Below are 19882 nucleotides of genomic sequence, written 5' to 3' on the forward strand. Positions count from 1 at the left end.
TTGGCGGCAGCGCCTTGGACCGTTAGCCATAAGGCCATGGCACGTGACCGAAAAACGGAATCTTTTACCCGCGCAGGACTGAACCTGATCCAACAGGCTTTGTCGATTTACGACGCGGATCTGCGGCTGGCCGTGTGCAATCGTCCGTTTCAGGAGATGTTCGGCCTGCCGCCCCACCTTGTCACCCCCGGCGCTCGTTTTGATGAAACGCTCACCTATCTGGTGCGCCAAGGCGAATACGGTGAGGTCGATGATGTAGAGGCTTTCGTGCAGGTCCGCGTCGATCAGGCATTGGCGTTTCTGCCGCATTATGTTGAACGAATCCGCGCCAATGGGCGGGCGATCAGCGTCGAAGGTTCCCCCTTGCCCGACGGTGGCTGGGTCACGGTGTACACGGATATCACAGCGACCAAACGGCAGGAAATGCTGCTTCGGGCCCGGTCCGAGGAATTGTCGGATCAAGTCCTGACCCATACCGAGGAACTGGCGTTGACCAATCGCCGCCTGGCCGCCACCATCAGCCAGCTGCAAGAGGCCAAAGCCGCCCTGACCGAGATGGAGGCCCGCACCCGTCTGGTCACGGAAATGACCCCCGCCCATATCGGCCACCTCGATGGAAACGGGAAATACTCCTTTACCAACAAACGCCTGTCGGTGGTTTTGCCGGGGCGGGCCAACGACATTATTGGCGAATCGTTTGAACAGGCCTTGGGGGCCGAGGTCGCAGCCCTCCTGCGCCCCGCGCTTGCCCGTGCCAGTGGGGGCGATCCGTCGGTGCAGGAGTTCACGGACCCGGAGTCGGGCCGCCGTATCCGCACGGCCTTCACCCCCGATGAACATGCCGATGGCGGCGTCTACCTGCTGTCCACCGATGTGACCGAAGAAACCCAGGCCCGCACCGCGCTGGAACAGACCCATAAACGCGAATTGGCGGTGCAATTGACCAGCGGTCTTGCCCACGACTTTGCCAATCTACTGACGATTATCCTTGGTCTTCAGGCAAGGCTGGAAAAACTGCCCCTGCCCCACGGCGCCCATGAGCTGACCGGTGCGACGCGCATGGCGGTGCGGCGCGGCGGGTCGTTGCTCGACAAGATCGCCAATATGACCGGCGCGCGGAACATGCGGGCCGCCCCCGTTGTGGTGCAGGATTTTCTGGACAGTTTTACCCCTCTGGCCGAAGCGACGCTGCCCGATGGCGTGTCGATCTCGGTCACCAATGATCTGCCCCACCCGGCGCTGATGCTGGATGCCGGCACCTTGCAGGATGGCTTGCTTAATCTTGTGTTGAACGCCCGTGACGCGATTGGCATCGCGCCGGGGCATATCGCGCTGAAGGCTCGCAGCGTGCTGGATACCTGGCTGGAAATCACCGTCAGCGACACCGGGCGCGGTTTTTCGAAAGACGCATTGGAACAGGCGCTGAATCCGTTTTTCACCACCAAGGGGGATGAGGGGTCGGGTCTTGGCCTGACCATGGTCTATGATCTGGTGAAGCTGGCGGGGGGCACCTTGCGGCTTTCGAACACCCGCGATGGGGCCTGCGTGACCCTGCGCCTGCCCCTGCGCCCCGCCGAGGCCGAGGCGCGTCCGCGTCTGATCCTTCTGGTGGATGACATCCCCGACATCCGTACCCACGTCCGCGATCTGTTGACGGATTTGGGCCATCAAGTGATCGAGGCCGCGTCGTCGGAAGAGGCTGATTCCCTGGCCGATCTGCCGGGCCTTGATTGGGTGTTGTCTGATATCAATCTTGGAGGCACCGACGGGGTCGCCTTGTTGCGGTCCATCTCGATGCGCCAACCGGCGCTGAAACTGGCTTTGATGACCTCGCTCCCGCCCGATGATCCGCGCTATAGTGCCGGGGCAGATTACTGGCCCGTACTGCGTAAACCGCTCGATTCCGCGGCATTGATGCACCTGTTGGCCTTGGAGGCCCCGCAATGACCGAGCCCCTCGTTTCCATCCTTGATGATGAGCCGCAGATCCGCGCGATGCTGTCGGAAGCCCTGCAAGACGCAGGCTTTCGCACCGCCACCTTTGGCCGCGCCACCGAATTTGAGGCCGCTCTGCGCCACACGACCCCCGACGTCTGCCTTGTGGATCTGGGTCTTCCGGACCGCGATGGCCTTGCCGTGGTCCACCGTCTGGCGCTTGAATCCGGGGCGGCGATTATCATCATCTCGGGCCGTGCGCAGGTGCAGGATCGGGTGACGGGGTTGGAGTTGGGGGCCGATGATTACATCATCAAACCGTTTGATCCCGCCGAGGTGATCGCCCGCGTCCGCGCCCGCCTGCGCAGCCCCAAAGCCCCCGACCGCGCCCAGAACACGGCGCGTTTCAACGGTTGGACGGCACAGTTTGAAAGCTATGTGCTGACCGATGAAAGCGGTGCGGAAACCACGTTTTCCCATGCGGAAGGAGAGGTGTTGCGCCTGTTCCTCAACGCGCCCAAGCGATTGATCTCCAGGCAACAAATGCAGGAAAGCCTTGGCGGCGCTGCGGGCGATAGCTTTGACCGGGCCATGGATGTGCGGATTTCACGGCTGCGCACGAAATTGGGCGAAGACCCCAAGAACCCGCGCCTGATAAAAACGATCTACGGGGCGGGATACATCTTTCTTGGCGATGTAAGCTGGTCCTAGCGCGACCGGGAAACGCCTGTTAGCGTTGCGCTTATGGATATGATCGCACTCTCGTTTTACGCCGCCATCTGTGGCCTGCTGTCCCTTGCGGCCCCGGCCTTTGGCACGCCCGGTATCCGCCTTGCGGTTGGCGCGGGCGTTGGCATTGCCGCCGCAGCGGCCCTGCCCTTCATTCGCAGCACGGTGGGGTACTGATGCATCTTTGGGTTCGCGCGGAAGAACGCGCCAATGAACGCCGCGTGGGTATCACGCCGGCCGGTGTCGCAAGGCTGATGGCCGAGGGGATGCGTGTCACGGTGGAAGACAGCCCCACCCGCGTCCTACCGATTGACGGCTACCGCCAGACGGGCGCGGCGATTGCGGCTGCCGGGTCGTGGCGTGATGCGCCAGATGATGCGGTGATCTTCGGCCTGAAAGAGCTGCCCTTCAATACCGGCCCCTTGCGCCATCGCCACATTCTGTTTGGCCATGCCTTCAAGGGCCAAGCCGATGGGCTGGACCTACTGGCGCGGTTCAAGGCGGGGGGCGGCGCGCTCTATGATCTGGAATACCTCGTCGATGACCGGCAACGCCGGGTTGCGGCCTTCGGCTATTGGGCGGGTTTTGTGGGGGCCGCGCTTAGCGTTGCGGCATGGGCCGCACAACACGGCAGCAGCGCCATGGGCCCCGTCACCCCATGGGACAACCAGGAAAGTCTGGTGGCCGATATCCAGGATCGCCTTGCCGCCGCCAATGCCCCCAGCCCCACGGCTTTGATCATCGGCGCGTTGGGGCGCACCGGAACAGGCGCCACGTCGTTCCTGTCCCAGATCGGCGTCACCCCAACCGCTTGGGACATGGCAGAGACGGCGGGCGGCGGCCCCTTCCCCGAGGTCTTGGCCCACAATATCTTCCTCAACTGCATTCTGGCGATGGACGGCGTGCCTGTCTTCGTGCCCGCCGATGCGCCGCAGACGCCCCGCGCCCTGCGGGTGATCGGCGATATCGCCTGTGATCCGACCTCGGACTTCTCTCCGGTGAAAGTCTATGACCGCATCACCACCTGGGCAGAGCCGCTGCTTCGGGCCGCGCCCGAGCCGCCCCTTGACGTGATGGCGATTGATAACCTGCCCTCACTTCTGCCGCTGGAAAGCTCTGAAGATTTCGCAGACCAGCTGCTGCCCCACCTGCAATGCCTGCCAGATATTGGCCGAGGCGTTTGGGCGCGGGCCCATGAAACCTACCGCACCGCGCTTTCGACGCTGTAGGCCGCAACGGAACCTTTCGCCAAGAAAGAGTGATCCACTCTAGGCGCTGCGCCGTAACATGCATAAGCTGTTTACGAGCGACCACTATGTTTAAGCGTTGGTCTCGCGAAGGACGCCGAGTAAGGCGTGCTTAACGGATACACCGCGTGGAATGATCGTGACGGCAAAAGAACCCTCTCCCGCGTATTGGGCCGCCAAAGTGGCCGCCATTGCGCAGAACCAAGATCAAGACGCCTTTGCCGAGGTCTTTCGGCAATTCGCCCCTCGGGTGAAGGCGTTTCTGATCAAATCCGGGGCTGATCCCAGCCTCGCCGAGGATTGTATGCAGGACGTCATGGCCACCCTTTGGCGCAAGGCTCATATGTTCGACCCGACACGCGCCTCCGTGGCGACGTGGATCTTCACGATTGCCCGAAACCGCAAGATTGACCTGTTGCGCCGGTCCGCTCGCCCCGACCCGGAAGAGCTTCCCTGGGGCCCCGATCAGCCGCCCGACCAGGCCGATGTGATCGCCTTCCAGCAAGACAGCGCGCGCCTTGCCAAAGCGTTGCAGGACTTGCCTGACAAGCAACGCACACTTATCAGGCGGGCCTATTTTGGCGATCTCTCTCACGCCGAGATTTCACTGGAAACCGGCCTGCCCCTTGGCACGATCAAGTCGCGAATTAGGTTAGCGCTTGAACGGCTCCGACACGCAATGAACTGAAACAGACCGAAATTTGATACCTTGATGACAGATACTCACCATTCCGCCCCTGACGATGTGCTGATGGGCTACGCGACCGGAACACTGGCGAAAGCCTTTGATCTGGTGCTGGCGACGCATGTCTCGCTCAGCGACGACGCGCGGGCGCGGCTAGAGACATTCGAAGCCTTGGGCGGTGCCGTCTTGGACAATATGGACGCCGACGATCTGGACGCCGCCCCCGTCGAAGAGGCCAGCTTCGAACAGACAATGGCCAAGATCATCAGCGCCCCCGCGTCCGAGCCAACGGCCCCCACCGGCGCGATCGCAGGCACCTTCCCAACCCCGCTGCGAAACGTCGTAGGCGGCGATGAGGACGCCCTGCAATGGCGGTCGCTTGGGGGCGGCGTGAAGCAATACGTGCTGCATTCAGACGACGGCGGCACGGCCCGCTTGTTGCTGATCCCCGCAGGCCGCGCCATGCCGGTGCACAGCCACAACGGAGCCGAAATGACGCTGGTGCTGAAAGGGTCATTCCGCGATGACGGCGGTGTGTTCGCCCGCGGCGATCTAGAGGTCGCCGACACCCAGGTCACCCACCAACCCATCGCCGACCCCGGCGAAGATTGCATTTGCCTTGTTGCCACCGACGCAAAGCTCAAGTTCCAAAGCCTCCTGCCCCGCTTGGCGCAACCCTTCATCGGGATCTGATACAGGGTCAGCCTTGCATCGAAGTTGTGCGGGGCCCTCTTTTTCTTGGCCCTTGTCAAAACGTGGATTTTGCGCGACCAAAATACGACATTCTATTTGGTGTTCTCCATGTCCCTTTCGATACAAGACCCGCCTCTCCCCAGTCTTGCCATGTACCGCAAGCTACGGGCCTATGGCGCCTCAAAAACGATGCTGCGCCGGATGGAGCTGGATCTGATCTCAAAACTTGAACTGACCGGGACGGTCTTAGACTTCGGCGGCGGAACGACCGCCAATTACGTACCGTTTCTGGATACGCGGGCGGTGGTTCGATCCGTCAACATTTCTGACGAATTCAAACCAACCGATCTGATAGAATTCGGCGATCCGATTCCCTATGCCGATGGCCATTTCGATGCCGCTATCACGCTTAATGTGTTAGAACATATCTACGATGATGTGGCCGCACTCGAAGACATCACCCGCGTGCTGAAGCCAGGTGGTACACTGCATATAATCGTGCCTTGGATTTATCCTGTTCACGGCCACCCCGATGATTTCAACCGCCACACCCCCAGCTGGTGGGGCGCAACGCTGGCACACCTCAACTACTCTCATACATCGTTACTCCCCCTTGTGTTCGGGCGACGCACCTCGGCCCTGACGGTCCGGGGACGCGGAGACAAGGCAATCCGAGGTATCGTCGAAACCCGCGCCGCGCTCTCTGATATTGCCGAGGCCAGAGTCCGTTTCGGCAAGCAAGGCACTTATTCCGGGCGGCGTGGTGAAACCGTATGCTCTTCAGCCCCGGGCTGGTACATCCGCGCTCAAAAGGCCTCCTAGCAGCGATCCCTTGGCCCTGCCTATGCACCCTACTGCGCTTTCGTTACCCTGCACCGGCGCACCCCGGATCACGACCCGGCAAAAAGGCAAGCCTCGCAGATGTCCGCAATCCAAATCGTCTTTCTCAGCCTCCAAGGTCTCATCTTCATCGCCTGGGCGGTTATGATGTTCCGTACCCTCTTCCGCTTCCGCCGCCGTAGCGTCGATCAAACCGGGCGGATGTTCCCCTCCACGGGCAATTTCATCACCCAAGCGAAATACTGGCTTTCCAGCGCCGAAGACCGGACAGAGCGCCACATCTTGCTTGCCCTGACCATCGCACTTATTGCCCTGAATATCCTGTTCTTCATTTCAGCGCGGTAGCTCCCTTGAACCCCACTTTCACCTATGCGCCGCCCGACACCCCGCTGGATATCATCCACGAAGATCACGAACTTCTGCTCGTTAACAAACCTGCGGGCCTCCTCTCGGTGCCGGGCAAAGGAGAGCACCTGGCCGATTGCCTGATCTCTCGCCTGCAAGCGGCCTTCCCCGAAACGCTCCTCGTGCATCGCTTGGATATGGATACTTCCGGCGTCATGGTCTTCGCCCGCACCCCTCACGCGCAACGCCACCTCGGCCTGCAATTCGAGAAGCGGCACACCAAGAAAACCTACGTCGCCCGCGTCTGGGGCCATGTCGCCGAGAAAGAGGGCCACATCGACCTCCCCCTCATCGTGGACTGGCCCAACCGCCCCCTGCAACATGTGAACTTCGAGACCGGCAAACCCGCGCAAACCGATTGGCGGCGGATGCGGTTGGAAGACGACGGCACGACGCGCATGCGGCTATACCCTAAAACCGGGCGCTCCCATCAACTTCGCGTCCATATGTTGGAAATCGGCCATCCCATCCTGGGTGATCCGTTCTACGCCACAGGCCCGGCCCGCGACTTCCCGCGCCTGATGCTCCACGCTGAAAGCCTGAAACTGCGCCACCCCGATGGCGGCATCGGCATGACATTCCGCGCCAAGGTGCCGTTCTAGAGGCAACGCCGTGATTTCACCTTGGCCTTACACCTCCCGCCGGAGGCTCCCGCGTCCCACAACGCACACATGCGCCCGCGTTCCCCACCCCGCGGGAGGGTGGGAGGGGCGATGCTCGCATTTTGCCCCGCAAAATCGCGGGCCAGCGTCTCCCCCCTCGGACAGGGTCACCCCCAGCCGGAAATCCCTTTAGAATACTTGAAGATCAGTTCTTTCAGGACATTGACGTAACCTTCACGCTTTCTGGCGAGGCCGACAACGGCCTCGTATTTGGGGCGACCGTCGATCTTGATGAAGTTGCCGGAGGGGCTGGCGGCGACACAGACGACGACTTCGGTTATTCCGTTTTCATCTCTGGGGGTAATGCCACCCTGACATTGGGTGACACCGACGGTGCACTTGATGCCGCGCTGACCGAGGCTGGCGACATCCTCAACCCAGGCTCGATCAACGACGACTCAACAAGCCACTGGGGATATCGGGGCTCGTATCTAGACGGTACACATGACGGTCAGATCGCACGCTTTAGCTACGCCTATGATGCATTCACAGGGCACTTGTCGGTGGAAATGGACGATGACGATTCGGGCGGAATGTTGGATCCGGTCTATGCGGTTGGCCTCAGCTACGAACGCGACTACGGAAACCTGAACATCCGCGCCGGTGTCGGCTATCAAGGAGAGTCCGATTATTTCGTGCAAAACTTCGAATTTGTCGGGTCACCATTCTGGACTGTCGGCTTTCTCGATAGCGCGGAGTTTGGCGGTAGTCTTTCAGCCATTTGGACGTTGCAGGGCAGTGCGGTGGACACGATTGGCATTGGGGTGCAAGCCACGCGCATTACAGGCTTTCCATTGGAAGCCTACCATCATGCAATCGGCTTCGGCCTGACGTCTGGTCCCTACAGCCTCCACGCTAACTACGGCATTTTCGACGCGGAGCTGGCTGCACTAGCCAATGACTTTTTCAGAAGCACCGGTTTGGGCGTTAGCGCCGGCTACGATCTTGGCGGCGGCGCTTCCGTGCTGGCGGGTTACAACTCATCAACCTCAGAGCTTTTTGGAAATCCTTTTGTGGACATTCAACAGTATTCACTGGGTTTCAGCTTCTCCTTCTGATCGGGGCGATCCGCAGAATGAAAAAGGCGGGCCGATCATCGGCCCGCCTTTTGCGATTCCATCGGTGGAGTGACTTCATCCCCAGCCGGAAATCGCCTTGGTCTCAAGGAACTCGTGCAGGCCAAATCGTCCGCCCTCTCGCCCGTTGCCCGACTGCTTGTACCCCCCGAAAGGAGAGCCCTGGGCAAAGCCCTGACCATTGCCCTCAACCATGCCCGAGCGCAGCTGAAGCCCAACCCGGCGCAGCTTCTCAACATCGCCCGTCTGCACATAGTTGGTCAGGCCGTAGTCGGTGTCATTGGCAATCGCGATAGCCTCTTCCTCGCTGTCAAACGGCATGATCGACAGAACCGGCCCGAAAATCTCTTCGCGGTAGATCGTCATATCCGGCGTTACATCCGCAAAGACCGTCGGGCGGATGTAGTAGCCGCGGTTCAGGTTTTCAGGCCGCCCTGTGCCGCCCGCAATCAGACGCGCGCCTTCATCAATTCCCACCTGGATCAGGTCCTGGATCTTGTTGAACTGCAACTCGCTCACCGCCGGGCCAATGTGGCGACCTTCCTCGGACGCCGGACCGACAGTCACTTTTGCCGCCGCTTCCGCCGCCTGCTCTACCGCCTCGTCATAGCGCGCGCGTTCCACCAGCATCCGCGTCGGCGCGTTGCACGACTGGCCCGTGTTGCGGAAACAGCGGATCACGCCTTGCTTCACGGCCTTCTCATCGGCATCGGCGAAGATGATATTCGCGCCTTTACCGCCCAATTCCAGCGAAATCCGCTTGATCGTCTCGGCCCCCGCCTTCGAGATCAGACGTCCCGCCCGGGTGGAGCCGGTAAAGCTCACCATATCCACGTCCTTGTGGACAGACAGCTGGCTGCCGACGCCCGGACCGTCGCCGTTCACCATATTGTAGACACCCGCAGGCACGCCTGCCTCATCCATCAACTCCGAGAACAAGATGCCCGACAGGGGCGAAATTTCCGATGGTTTCAGGATCATCGTGCAACCGGTCAACAACGCGGGCACCACCTTCAACACAATCTGGTTCATCGGCCAGTTCCACGGCGTAATCAGGGCGCAAACGCCAATCGGCTCATAGACCGTGCGCTCGGTCGGCGCCCAATCGCCCAAGGGGTGGTCCCAGACGAAATCCTTGGCGGCCTTGATGAACCCACCCAAATGCCACGAGCCCGCGCCCACTTGCTGCGCCCGTGCCAAATCCTGCGGCGCGCCCATTTCGCGGCTGATGGCTTGGGCCATATCCTCGGAACGGGCGTTATAGACCTCCAGCAGCTTTTCAGCCACGGCGATGCGGTCAGCCGGGGACGTCTGGCTCCACGATGCAAAGGCACGGCGGGCGGCAGCAACGGCGGCATCGGTATCAGCCTGATCGCCAAGCGAGATCGTCTCGCACACTTCCTCGGTCGACGGGTCGATCACGTCCATGTCGCGGGGCTTGGCGGGCGCCACCCATTTGCCGTCGATGTAGAAGTTCTTTGCGTTGCTCATGGTCGCCTCCTGTAAGATGTCGGGGGGAACCGTGACAGGGCGCGTAGGTCTTCGCAAGACCCACCGGACCAACATCCCCCCAATCATTGGAACAACCGTTTTCCGCCCTCCGGTCGGCCCCGAACAGCACACCTGATCTGTGATATTGTCACTGTTAACCGCGCTCAGAATGCTTAGGTTTGCGTCAGACACACAGCACGCAACAAAGGAGCTACACTATGGGCCTGCGTATCAACGATGAGATCCCGAACATCACAGTAGAAACCGACCACGGTTCCATGTCGCTGCACGATTTTGTGGGTGACCAATGGGCGATCCTGTTCTCTCACCCCAAGGATTTCACCCCCGTCTGCACGACCGAATTCGGTGCCGTGGCGCAATTGGCCGATGAATGGGCCGCGCGTAACACCAAGGTCATCGGCGTTTCCGTCGATGGTGTGGAAGAACATAAACGCTGGAAGTCGGACATTCAGTCCTTCGCGGATGCAGAGCCGACTTTCCCAATCATCGCAGACACCGAGCTGGCCGTATCGAAAGCCTTCGACATGCTCCCGGCCGAGGCGTACCTGCCCGATGGCCGCACCCCGAACGACACCGCCACCGTGCGCGCTGTCTTCATCATCGGGCCAGACAAGAAGCTGAAACTGTCGATGACCTATCCGATGAACGTGGGCCGTAACTTTGCCGAAGTCCTGCGCGCCCTCGATGGTCTTCAGACCGCCGCGAAAGAGAACGTCGCCACCCCCGCCAACTGGACGCCCGGCCAGGATGTCGTCGTGCCCGTGGCTGTCTCCGATGAAGATGCGGTTGCCAAATATGGCTCCATCGACACCAAGCTGCCGTACCTGCGTATGGCAAAACTGCCCGGTTAACCTGACCGATATCCGTAATCCGGGCCTTGGCCCGGGGGGCGGAGGCCGGGCCAAGGCCCGGTCTACCCATCAAAACCAAAAAAGCCCCGGCATTGCTCGGGGCTTTTTCATGGAATGTCGTTTTGATCCTAGCTGTGCAAAATGGCGCGGTTACCAGTGCGCACGTTTTCGGCCAGCGCAATCACATGGTCATTGACCAGACGCACACAACCGGAAGAGGCCGAGGTGCCGATGGACCAGGGCTGCGGGGTGCCATGAATACGCAGGTATGTGTCACGGCCACCGGCAAACAGGTACAAGGCACGGGCGCCAAGGGGGTTGTTCGGGCCGCCGGGCACACCGCCCGCATACTGGCCGTAGACCTCTGGCTCGCGCGCGATCATGTTGGCGGTGGGCGTCCAGGACGGCCATTCGGCCACGCGCTGAATGCGGAAGTTGCCGGGCTGATACAGGCCAGCGCGGCCCACGGCCACGCCATAGCGCATGGCGGTGCCGCCTTCTTCGATGTGGTAGAGGAACCGCGCCGTCGGATCGACGTGGATATCCCCCGCGCTCAGCCCGCTATTGGCGGCTACGCGCGTCGGCATGAAGCGCTGGTGCAGGCCCCAAGGGTTCGGCCCGGTGCCGCCCGCGGTATCTGCGGCTTCGTCAATCTCGATCCCCACGGCATCTTGCGCAAGCGCGGGCGCGGCAATCGCGCCGGAAAACAGCGTGGTCGTGGTAATGATGAAGTGGCGGCGGGTCAGCATGGCAGTCTATCCTAACGGAGATCGTGTGGAATCACTTAACCCTAATGTTTCAATCCAACGGCTTGCGGACAAGTCCCTAACCGGTTGCTTTTGGTCACATCTGCGTAAGGATTCCCAGCCCAATGGCCAATTCCGGCATCAAATCGCCGATTATTCGGGGGACAAGACAGAATCGGGCGGCCCCAGAGAACCGCCCGAACTTGCGCTACTTCATCGAGTTCATGCCGAACATGTTGCCTTCGGTGTCTTGGCAAAGGCTGACGAAACCGAACTCTCCGATGGAGAATTTGGGGCGGATCACCACGCCGCCTGCCTTAGCCACCCGCGCTTCTTCCACCGCCACATCTTCCGACGCGAAGTAGATGATCGTGCCGCCCACACCCGGCGAGGCGAAAGGCGCTTTGGTCAATGCGCCCGCAGCACCGTAAGCGCTCATGTCGGCGGGGAAGCTCTTCATCTGGGTTTCGCCGGTGGGGTCTTCCATCGGCTCTAACGGACGGCCAAGGACGGTTTGGTAGAAGGCGGCGGCCCGGTCGAGGTCGTCCACGTAGATGTCGAACCAAACGATGGCGTTCATGTTGCTCATGGTCTTTTCCTTTTTCTGTTTCTCAGGTGTCGGGGCTTATTGAGCCGCGATGTTTGGGGCTGTGGCTGGAACGGTTTCGGCGGTGTCCAAGGTGAACCCTTCATCGATCCAGCCCGTGATCCCGCCGATCATTTCCTTTACCGGCAGGCCAAGGGACGCGAGGCGCACGGCGGCCTTGTTCGCGCCGTTGCAATGCGGTCCGGCGCAATAGACGACGAACAAAGTGCCTTCCGGCCAAGAGGTCATCTTGCGTTCCGTCATCTTGCCCACGGGCAGGTGAATGGCCGTGGGCACATGGCTCGCGCGGTACAATTCGGCGTTGCGCACGTCGATCAGAACAAAGTCCGTGGCCCCGGCGCTGAGCGCTGCGTTGGTATCCCAGCAGTCTGTCTCAAACGTCAGGCGCGCCGAGAAATGGGCCAGCGCGTCCTGCGCGTTTGCGGCAGGGGTTGCGGCGACGGGGCTAGGGGAAGTCGGTGTCATGTCAGGCTCTCCAAGTTTGTTTCTGTCCCTAACTTGGCAAATGCGCAGGGATGTGCATATTGGCGGAATGGACAAAGAACAGTCAAAATCCGCCAAAGTGACCGATGACCGCCCGCTCGTGTGTGTTCTTGCCTACGATGGCTTGTGCATGTTCGAGTTCGGCATCGGGTTAGAGGTCTTCGCCCTGCCCCGCCCCGAGTTCCCCGATTGGTATCGCCATAAGGTAGTGGCCGCCGAGCCAGGGCCGCTTCACGCCACGGGCGGCATCGCCATCGCGGCAGAGCACGACCTTCCGGCGCTGCACGATGCCAGCCTGATCCTTGTGCCCGGCTGGCGCGGGATAGACACTCCCGTCCCCGATGATCTGTGTGACGCGCTGCGCAAGGCCCACGCCAACGGCGCGCGGATCGCCTCCATTTGTTCAGGCGTTTTCGTGCTGGCTGCCGCCGGGTTGCTGGATGGGGCCGAGGCCACGACCCACTGGCGCTATACCGATGCATTGGCCGCGCGGTATCCGCAGATCAACGTGCGCCCTGACGTCCTGTTCGTCGATAACGGCACCATCCTGACCTCGGCCGGGTCCGCGGCGGGGATCGACCTGTGCCTGCATGTTGTCCGGCAAGACTACGGCGCGGCGCGGGCCAATGTGGTGGCCAAGCGGTTGGTCATGGCCCCGATGCGCGAAGGCGGGCAGTCGCAGTTCATCCCCGCTCCCGTCCCGCCGGAACGCGGGGGCCAGATCTCTGCGCTGCTGGATTCGGTCAGGGCACAGTTGGACCGGCCTTGGTCCATCGCCGATATGGCCAACCATGCGGGCCTGAGCGAACGGACGCTACTGCGCCGCATGGTGGAAACGACCGGAGAGACGCCGCAGAAATGGCTGATGCGCCAGCGTGTGGCCTTTGCGGCAGAGATGCTGGAAACCACAGAGCTTAGCCTTGATGACCTGTCGATGACCGCCGGATTCGCCAGCCAGGAAACCTTCCGCCGTGTGTTCCGCACGATCCGGGGCATTACCCCCTCTCAGCATCGCAAAAGCTTCAGCACACCGCACCGGTTGAGCGCATAAAGCAGAACGCTAAAGCTGAGCCCATGAAAAAGGCCCCGAGCGTTTCCGCCGGGGCCTTTTCCTATTCTGTGGAAGGAGCGCTTATTCAGCCGCTGCTTCTTCGCCAGTCGCCTGATCTACCATTTTCATGGCCAGACGAACCTTACCGCGATCGTCGAAGCCGAGCAGCTTGACCCAGACTTCCTGACCCTCGGAGAGGACATCGGAAGGGTGGTTCAGACGCTCGTTCTTGATCTGGGACACGTGCACCAGACCGTCGCGCTTGCCGAAGAAGTTCACGAAGGCGCCGAAGTCGACGATCTTCACGACCTTGCCTTTGTAGATCTTGCCTTCTTCGGGCTCTGCCACGATCGAGTGGATCATGTCGTAGGCCTTCTTGATGGCTTCACCGTTTGGCGAGGCGATCTTGATGATGCCTTCGTCGTTGATGTCGACCTTGGCGCCAGACACTTCCACGATCTCACGGATGACCTTGCCGCCGGACCCGATCACTTCACGGATCTTGTCGGTGGGGATCTGCATCGTCTCGATGCGCGGCGCGTGCTCAGAGAACTCACCCGCTTCGGTCACGGCTTTCGCCATCTCGCCGAGGATGTGGAGACGGCCAGCCTTGGCCTGCTCCAGCGCCTTTTCCATGATCTCCTGCGTGATGCCGGCGACCTTGATGTCCATCTGCAGGGACGTGATGCCCGCTTCCGTACCGGCCACCTTGAAGTCCATGTCGCCCAGGTGATCTTCGTCACCCAGAATGTCGGACAGGATGCCATAAGAGCCGTCATCTTCCAGCACCAGACCCATGGCCACACCAGCAACCGGTGCCTTCAGCGGAACGCCCGCGTCCATCATCGACAGGGAGCCACCGCAAACGGACGCCATGGAGGACGAGCCGTTGGATTCGGTGATTTCCGAGACCATGCGCACGGTGTAGGGGAAGTCGGTTGCCGCAGGCAGAACCGCCTGAAGCGCACGCCATGCCAGCTTGCCGTGACCGATTTCGCGACGACCGGGAGGGCCCACGCGACCCGCTTCACCCACCGAGTAGGGGGGGAAGTTGTAGTGCAGCAGGAAGTTGGATTTGAAGTTGCCATGCAGCGCGTCGATGAACTGCTCATCGTCGCCGGTGCCCAAAGTGGTCACGCAAAGCGCCTGCGTTTCACCACGGGTGAACAGGGCAGAGCCGTGGGTCCGGGGCAGAACCTTGGTTTCCGAGACGATGTCGCGGATTTCATCCAGCGCACGCCCGTCGATGCGACGACCGTTCTTCACCACGTCGGAACGCAGAACCGTGGATTCCAACTTCTTCAGGGCGGCGGAGAGGTTCGGATCCTCCAACTGCTCTTCCGAAAGGCCTTCCTTCACGCTTTCCTTGACGGCGGAAACCGCTGCCTGACGCTCCAGCTTGTCAGAGATCGCATAGGCTTCGCGCATCTTCTCCTCGCCAGCGGCGCGGACAACTTCGAACAGCTCGGAATAGTCGGGCGCTTCAAAGTGGAACGGCTCTTTCGCGGCGTCTTCGGCCAGATCAATGATCAGGTCGATGACGGGCTGGATGCTGTCGTGGGCGAACTTCACCGCACCCAGCATCTCGGCCTCGGAAAGCTCATAGGCCTCCGACTCGACCATCATCACGGCGTCCTTGGTGCCGGCCACAACCAGATCGAGCCGCTGCTCGGGGTTGTTGCGCAGATCGTGCATGTCGTCGATCTCTGGGTTCAGGATGTATTCACCATCCTCGAAACCAACGCGGCAACCGGCAATCGGGCCACGGAACGGCGCGCCGGAAATGGTCAGCGCGGCAGAGGCGGCGATCATCGCGACCATGTCGGGATCGTTAACCAGATCGTGGGACAGGACCGTACACATCACCAGGGTTTCGTTCTTGAAACCGGGGACGAACAGAGGGCGGATCGGACGGTCGATCAGACGTGCTGTCAGCGTTTCTTTTTCGGTGGGGCGGGCCTCACGCTTGAAGAAACCGCCGGGCACTTTACCGGCCGCGTAATATTTTTCCTGGTAGTGAACCGTCAGCGGGAAGAAATCCATTCCCGGCTTCGGAGCTTTTGCGAACGTGACGTTCGCCATAACGCTGGTCTCACCCAGCGTCGCAATTACAGACCCATCGGCCTGACGCGCCACACGGCCCGTTTCCAGTGTCAGCGTCTCTTCGCCCCACTGGATCTCTTTCTTCACAATGTTGAACATATGCGTTTCCTATACGAGGGCACTCCGCGCCCCTGCGCGGTCCCTCATCAAAATGGCGGCCCCATTGCCGCCGACCCCCCTATCATTCCATGCGCCGGGGTCAGGGCGTCACGTCTCAGATGTGGTGCCCTTACAGTAATTTTTCTTGTTTGGAAACCGTCTCGCGCATAGAGACGCGCGAACGGCGAACTAGCTGCCGAAACGCCGTGCATTGCCGTATCAGAATAACAGCTATCCAAGCCGAACCAATCTGTTACTTTAAATAACATTCTTTGAGCCCGAGGAATGCTTGATTGGGGGACTTCCATGCGGCCTGATAGTTGCAGAATGCCTAAACCACTTGAGAACGAGGGCGACTTTCCGAGCGTCACCCCTCAGGATCACGAACAGATTCTCGGCAACATCCAGCGTCTGAGCAGTCTGGCGCGAACCGGTTTGATGGATTCGGACAAGGAAGAAGGCTTTGACCGCCTTTCGCGGCTGGCATCCCGTCTGCTTGACGTGCCGGTCAGCCTCGTGTCTCTCGTCGATGACAACCGACAGTTCTTCAAGGCAGAAGAAGGTTTGCAGGGGCCGGTCGCGCAATCACGCGAAACGCCGCTGTCGCATTCTTTCTGCCAATACGTCGTCACTACGGAACAGAGCCTCTCTGTGGTCGATGCGCGCGAGCATCCCTTGCTGTCCGACAATGGCGCGATCAAGGACCTGAACGTCATCGCCTATCTGGGCGAGCCGCTTCACGCCCCGAACGGGGCGGTCATCGGCTCTTTCTGCGCGATCAGCGACCAACCCCGCACATGGACGGACGAGGACCGCAAGATCCTGCGCGACGTCACGGGCCTTGCCGAAGACCAGATGCGGTTGCAGGCAAACGCCCGGCGCAACCTGATGCTGGTCGAGGAAATGAGCCACAGGCTGAAGAACCTCTTCACGGTGTCGAGCAGCCTTCTTCGCTTGTCGGCACGCGAGGCCGAAGACAAGGCCAGCATGGTCAAACTGCTGGAGGGCCGGATCACCGCATTGGCCCGGTCCCACAACCTGGCGCTTGGCAAGGGACGTGATAACACAAATGGTCTGAAGGCTTTGTTGAACGCAGCCCTTGCGCCCTATGCCGATGCTGTAGGGCTTGAGGTGCAACTGTCCGGTCCCCCGCTTGACCTGTCGCCAGAGGCCGTGACCTACATTGCGCTGACCTTCCACGAGCTGGCCACGAATGCCGCCAAGTACGGGGCGCTGAGCCGTCCCGGCGGTGCGCTTCACGTGACGTGGAACCAGACCGACGAAGGCATCGAATTGTTCTGGGAGGAACGCGCCGAGGTCGAGAACCTCAAAGCATCCTCAGGCTTCGGGTCAGATCTTCTGAACGATGCGGTCCAGTTCGGCCTTGGCGGAGAGCTTCAGCGCGACCTGAAGGAAACCGGGATACATTACCGGATTACCCTGCCGGGAACCGTGCTCAACAACGTATCGGAGGCTTGATCCGATCCTACCGCGCCCGACCCCGGTGCGGCATGGACGGCAGCCCCCACGCCTTACGCGCGGTGACAAGGCGCAGGTCCTCCGGGTCCATCCCAAGGGACATAATGGTGTCACGATCAAAGCGGGCTTTGGCGGTGTCGCGGCGGTAGGGGGTGCCGAACAGTCGATCAATCCAGCCCATGCCAAAGCTGACGTGGAAATTGCTGTCATGGTCGTTGAAATGGTGGCGCAGGTGGGAATGGGTCACGCGGGTGCCGAACCAGCCCTTGGGCACCTTCAAATGCGCCAGGGTGTGGCAATATTCGTAGAAGGTGAACGCCGTGATCGAGCCCACGAACAGCGCGGTCGAGGCCCACAACAGCGCAGGCGCGAAGCCCATGAACGGCCAGAGTAGAAGCGTATGAAGCGCCACCGAGGCGACGCCAAAACGCACCGCAAACCAATTATCTCCCCCGGTAAAGAACTCGGGATTGGTAGGGAATTCGTGATGGCCGATATGGGCACGGTAAAGGTCATTGAACAGCCCCTGATCGGCGGGCGGCGCCCGGTGATAGACGAAGCGGTGCAACACGTACTCCACGATGAATTGCACCACGACCCCGTAAGCCAGCGCCAGCAACAGCCACGGCGTCCAGAACACGGCCATCGCCACAACGGCCACCAGCCAGAACGGAAATAGCCGCTGCAAGCCGCCCATGTGGATCAAAACGCGCAGGGTCGGGATCATCGCTGTGGTCTCCTTGGCTAAGTCGCTCAAACGCTAAGAGGCGGCAGCGCAACGGTCAATTCAGGCCGCAGCGTCACACAGCACGGCACCAAAGCCCCCACCCTGAAACTTTCTGGACGAATTACCGGTTCAACCGTGGTAGACCGCGCAAAACCGAAAACGGACAGGCCAGTTATGAATATTCTCCAAATCACCTCCTTGCTGATCGTACTGGCGGGCGCCTTTGGGGCGATTAACTATCTGTTCCTGAAGTTGCCTTCGGCCATCGGCATCCTTGTGGTGGCGCTATTCAGCTCTTTCGCCATCCTTGGGGTGGATTGGGCCTTCGACCTGTTGATCGCGGATCAGGTGCGCAGCGTTGTGCTTGGCATCGACTTCTCCGACGCGCTGTTGGAGGGGATGTTGGGCCTGTTGCTGTTTGCCGGCGCGTTGCATGTGAAACTGTCGGATCTGCAAAAGGTCTGGCCGGTGGTGCTCTTGATGGCAACGATGGGGGTGGTTTTATCCACCGCTATCATCGGCGTGGGGTTTTCGTGGCTGACAGGGATGCCGCTTCTGGTGGCGCTGGTCTTCGGGGCGCTGATCTCTCCCACCGACCCGGTCGCGGTGCTTGGGGTGTTACGAGAAGCGAACCTGCGCAAGCAGTTGGAGACACAGATCGCGGGCGAAAGCCTGTTCAACGATGGCGTCGGTTACGTCGTGTTCCTTGTCCTCGTGGGGCTGGCCTTTCCCGGCGACGATCACCACGGCAGTGGCGTGGCCGCAGCGGCGCAATTGTTCTTCCAGGAGGCCGCGGGCGGCGCGGTTCTGGGCCTCGTCCTCGGGTGGCTTGTGTTCCGGGTCATGCGCCACATTGATGACCCTTCGCTTGAGGTCCTGCTGACCCTTGGCCTTGCCTTCGGCGGGTACGAACTGGCGATCTACCTGCATGTCTCGGCCCCGATCATGGCCGTTTGCGCCGGCCTTCTGATTGGCGACGTCGGCGCGCGCGATGGCATGTCCGAAGATACCCGCCGCTATGTCGATGCGTTCTGGATGCTGATTGATGAGATCCTGAATGCGGTCCTTTTCCTGATGATCGGGTTCGAGGTGTTCGCCGTGGTGTTGGACACCGACATCCTGACAACCGCCGTCCTGTCCATCGCACTGGCTTTGGCGGGCCGCTTGGCCGCCGTGGCGGTGCCGGTCCTGATGCTCAAGCCGTTCCGCACATTCGGGCCGGGGGTGATCCAGATCATGACATGGGGCGGGTTGAAGGGCGGCATTTCCGTCGCGCTGGCGCTGTCTCTGCCCGATAGCGAATGGAAACCGCTGATCCTGACCGTGACCTATGTGATCGTGATCTTCTCGATCATTGTGCAGGGCCTGACCGTGGCGCGCCTGGCAAACAAAGTGGGCCGAGAACCGGACCTGATGTAGGCCGCCCCGCCCGCTCGTGATTGGCATGTCAGGCGCCCGAGGCCACACAAACAAAAAGGGCCGCCCCAAGGCAGCCCTTCCCAACTTTGCATCAAACCGCGGTTTAGCGGCGGATGCCCAAGCGCTTGATCAGGTCCTGATAGCGGGCCTCATCCTTGGCGCGTGTGTAGTCCAGAAGCTTCCGGCGCTGCGCAACCATCATCAACAAACCACGACGAGAGTGGTTGTCTTTCTTGTGGCTTTTGAAGTGCTCGGTCAGGGTCGTGATACGGCTGGTGAGGATGGCAACCTGAACTTCAGGGGAACCGGTGTCGCCTTCTTTGGTGGCGAACTCTTTCATCAGACGTGCTTTTTCTTCAGGCGTAATCGACATCGGGGTCTCCTTTAAGGATTAAGGGTTATGGCGCAGGCCGGGATGTCGTCCAGCAAGGCCCATGGAGGGTCCGGCCGAGGCGAACCCCGGCACAGATGCGCGCAGCTACACCGAATCGCGGGCTGAGGGAACCCCTTCTGTGAAAGGCCCTGTCGCCACGC

General features: G+C 60.9%; 21 protein-coding genes. 14 read left to right on the plus strand and 7 right to left on the minus strand.

What is annotated here, in order from left to right:
- Positions 1-36 precede the first annotated feature (36 nt).
- The 10 genes from AADW23_RS02460 (at position 37) to AADW23_RS02505 (ending at position 8253) form a co-directional block, all read left to right on the plus strand.
- Positions 37-1947: a PAS-domain containing protein gene (locus tag AADW23_RS02460; RefSeq protein WP_341862941.1), complete on the plus strand. Its 1911-nt coding sequence runs from the start codon at positions 37-39 to the stop codon at positions 1945-1947.
- Positions 1944-2645 (plus strand): response regulator transcription factor, encoded by a 702-nt coding sequence (locus AADW23_RS02465; protein ID WP_341862942.1) that lies wholly within the window; start codon positions 1944-1946, stop codon positions 2643-2645. Before AADW23_RS02460 ends, AADW23_RS02465 begins: the two co-directional genes overlap by 4 nt.
- Before the next feature lie 33 nt (positions 2646-2678).
- Positions 2679-2840: a hypothetical protein gene (locus AADW23_RS02470; protein ID WP_341862943.1), complete on the plus strand. Its 162-nt coding sequence runs from the start codon at positions 2679-2681 to the stop codon at positions 2838-2840.
- Positions 2837-3892: a saccharopine dehydrogenase gene (locus AADW23_RS02475; protein ID WP_341864262.1), complete on the plus strand. Its 1056-nt coding sequence runs from the start codon at positions 2837-2839 to the stop codon at positions 3890-3892. The genes AADW23_RS02470 and AADW23_RS02475 overlap by 4 nt, the downstream gene beginning before the upstream one ends.
- A 151-nt stretch (positions 3893-4043) precedes the next feature.
- Positions 4044-4598, plus strand: a complete 555-nt coding sequence (locus AADW23_RS02480) for a sigma-70 family RNA polymerase sigma factor (RefSeq protein ID WP_341862944.1) — start codon at positions 4044-4046, stop codon at positions 4596-4598.
- Between the two features lie 24 nt (positions 4599-4622).
- The gene (locus AADW23_RS02485; protein ID WP_341862945.1) at positions 4623-5288 is read left to right on the plus strand and encodes a ChrR family anti-sigma-E factor; all 666 of its coding nucleotides are present in this window, start codon (positions 4623-4625) and stop codon (positions 5286-5288) included.
- 108 nt (positions 5289-5396) lie between these two features.
- The gene (locus AADW23_RS02490; protein WP_341862946.1) at positions 5397-6110 is read left to right on the plus strand and encodes a methyltransferase domain-containing protein; all 714 of its coding nucleotides are present in this window, start codon (positions 5397-5399) and stop codon (positions 6108-6110) included.
- Between the two features lie 165 nt (positions 6111-6275).
- Positions 6276-6473, plus strand: coding sequence for a hypothetical protein (locus AADW23_RS02495; RefSeq protein WP_341862947.1), 198 nt, complete (start codon positions 6276-6278; stop codon positions 6471-6473).
- A 5-nt stretch (positions 6474-6478) separates the two neighbouring features.
- Positions 6479-7135: a pseudouridine synthase gene (locus tag AADW23_RS02500; RefSeq protein ID WP_341862948.1), complete on the plus strand. Its 657-nt coding sequence runs from the start codon at positions 6479-6481 to the stop codon at positions 7133-7135.
- A gap of 122 nt (positions 7136-7257) precedes the next feature.
- Positions 7258-8253, plus strand: coding sequence for a porin (locus tag AADW23_RS02505; protein WP_341862949.1), 996 nt, complete (start codon positions 7258-7260; stop codon positions 8251-8253).
- A gap of 75 nt (positions 8254-8328) precedes the next feature.
- On the opposite strand, the gene AADW23_RS02510 is transcribed toward AADW23_RS02505, so the two are convergent.
- A complete protein-coding gene (locus AADW23_RS02510) occupies positions 8329-9762 on the minus strand; it encodes an aldehyde dehydrogenase family protein (protein ID WP_341862950.1) in 1434 nt (477 codons plus the stop codon).
- A 218-nt stretch (positions 9763-9980) separates the two neighbouring features.
- Here AADW23_RS02510 and AADW23_RS02515 point away from each other — a divergent pair, with 218 nt between their 5' ends.
- Positions 9981-10634: a peroxiredoxin gene (locus AADW23_RS02515; RefSeq protein WP_341862951.1), complete on the plus strand. Its 654-nt coding sequence runs from the start codon at positions 9981-9983 to the stop codon at positions 10632-10634.
- Between the two features lie 128 nt (positions 10635-10762).
- On the opposite strand, the gene AADW23_RS02520 is transcribed toward AADW23_RS02515, so the two are convergent.
- The 3 genes from AADW23_RS02520 to AADW23_RS02530 form a co-directional block, all read right to left on the minus strand.
- Positions 10763-11383: a L,D-transpeptidase gene (locus AADW23_RS02520; protein ID WP_341862952.1), complete on the minus strand. Its 621-nt coding sequence runs from the start codon at positions 11381-11383 to the stop codon at positions 10763-10765.
- 205 nt (positions 11384-11588) lie between these two features.
- Positions 11589-11969, minus strand: a complete 381-nt coding sequence (locus AADW23_RS02525; RefSeq protein WP_341862953.1) for a VOC family protein — start codon at positions 11967-11969, stop codon at positions 11589-11591.
- Positions 11970-12005: 36 nt separating this feature from the next.
- Entirely contained in the window at positions 12006-12452 is a 447-nt protein-coding gene (locus AADW23_RS02530) for a rhodanese-like domain-containing protein (RefSeq protein ID WP_341862954.1), read from the minus strand.
- A gap of 67 nt (positions 12453-12519) precedes the next feature.
- Between AADW23_RS02530 and ftrA the strand changes: the two genes are divergently transcribed.
- Entirely contained in the window at positions 12520-13521 is a 1002-nt protein-coding gene (ftrA, locus tag AADW23_RS02535) for a transcriptional regulator FtrA (protein WP_341862955.1), read from the plus strand.
- A gap of 81 nt (positions 13522-13602) precedes the next feature.
- On the opposite strand, the gene pnp is transcribed toward ftrA, so the two are convergent.
- Positions 13603-15723 (minus strand): polyribonucleotide nucleotidyltransferase, encoded by a 2121-nt coding sequence (gene pnp / locus AADW23_RS02540; protein WP_341862956.1) that lies wholly within the window; start codon positions 15721-15723, stop codon positions 13603-13605.
- Positions 15724-16050: 327 nt separating this feature from the next.
- On the opposite strand from pnp, the gene AADW23_RS02545 reads away from it, so the two are divergent.
- A complete protein-coding gene (locus tag AADW23_RS02545; RefSeq protein ID WP_341862957.1) occupies positions 16051-17202 on the plus strand; it encodes an HWE histidine kinase domain-containing protein in 1152 nt (383 codons plus the stop codon).
- 7 nt (positions 17203-17209) lie between these two features.
- Here AADW23_RS02545 and AADW23_RS02550 read toward each other — a convergent pair whose 3' ends face one another.
- Positions 17210-17929 carry a sterol desaturase family protein gene (locus AADW23_RS02550; protein WP_341862958.1) on the minus strand — a complete coding sequence of 240 codons (720 nt, stop codon included), beginning with the start codon at positions 17927-17929 and terminating at the stop codon, positions 17210-17212.
- Between the two features lie 174 nt (positions 17930-18103).
- Here AADW23_RS02550 and AADW23_RS02555 point away from each other — a divergent pair, with 174 nt between their 5' ends.
- The gene (locus AADW23_RS02555; protein ID WP_341862959.1) at positions 18104-19348 is read left to right on the plus strand and encodes a sodium:proton antiporter; all 1245 of its coding nucleotides are present in this window, start codon (positions 18104-18106) and stop codon (positions 19346-19348) included.
- Between the two features lie 103 nt (positions 19349-19451).
- Here the strand turns inward: AADW23_RS02555 and rpsO are convergent, their stop codons facing one another.
- Entirely contained in the window at positions 19452-19721 is a 270-nt protein-coding gene (gene rpsO, locus AADW23_RS02560) for a 30S ribosomal protein S15 (protein WP_341862960.1), read from the minus strand.
- Between the last annotated feature and the right edge of the window lie 161 nt (positions 19722-19882).

The sequence above is a fragment of the Gymnodinialimonas sp. 57CJ19 genome (assembly GCF_038396845.1).
In the GTDB taxonomy this organism is placed as follows: domain Bacteria; phylum Pseudomonadota; class Alphaproteobacteria; order Rhodobacterales; family Rhodobacteraceae; genus Gymnodinialimonas.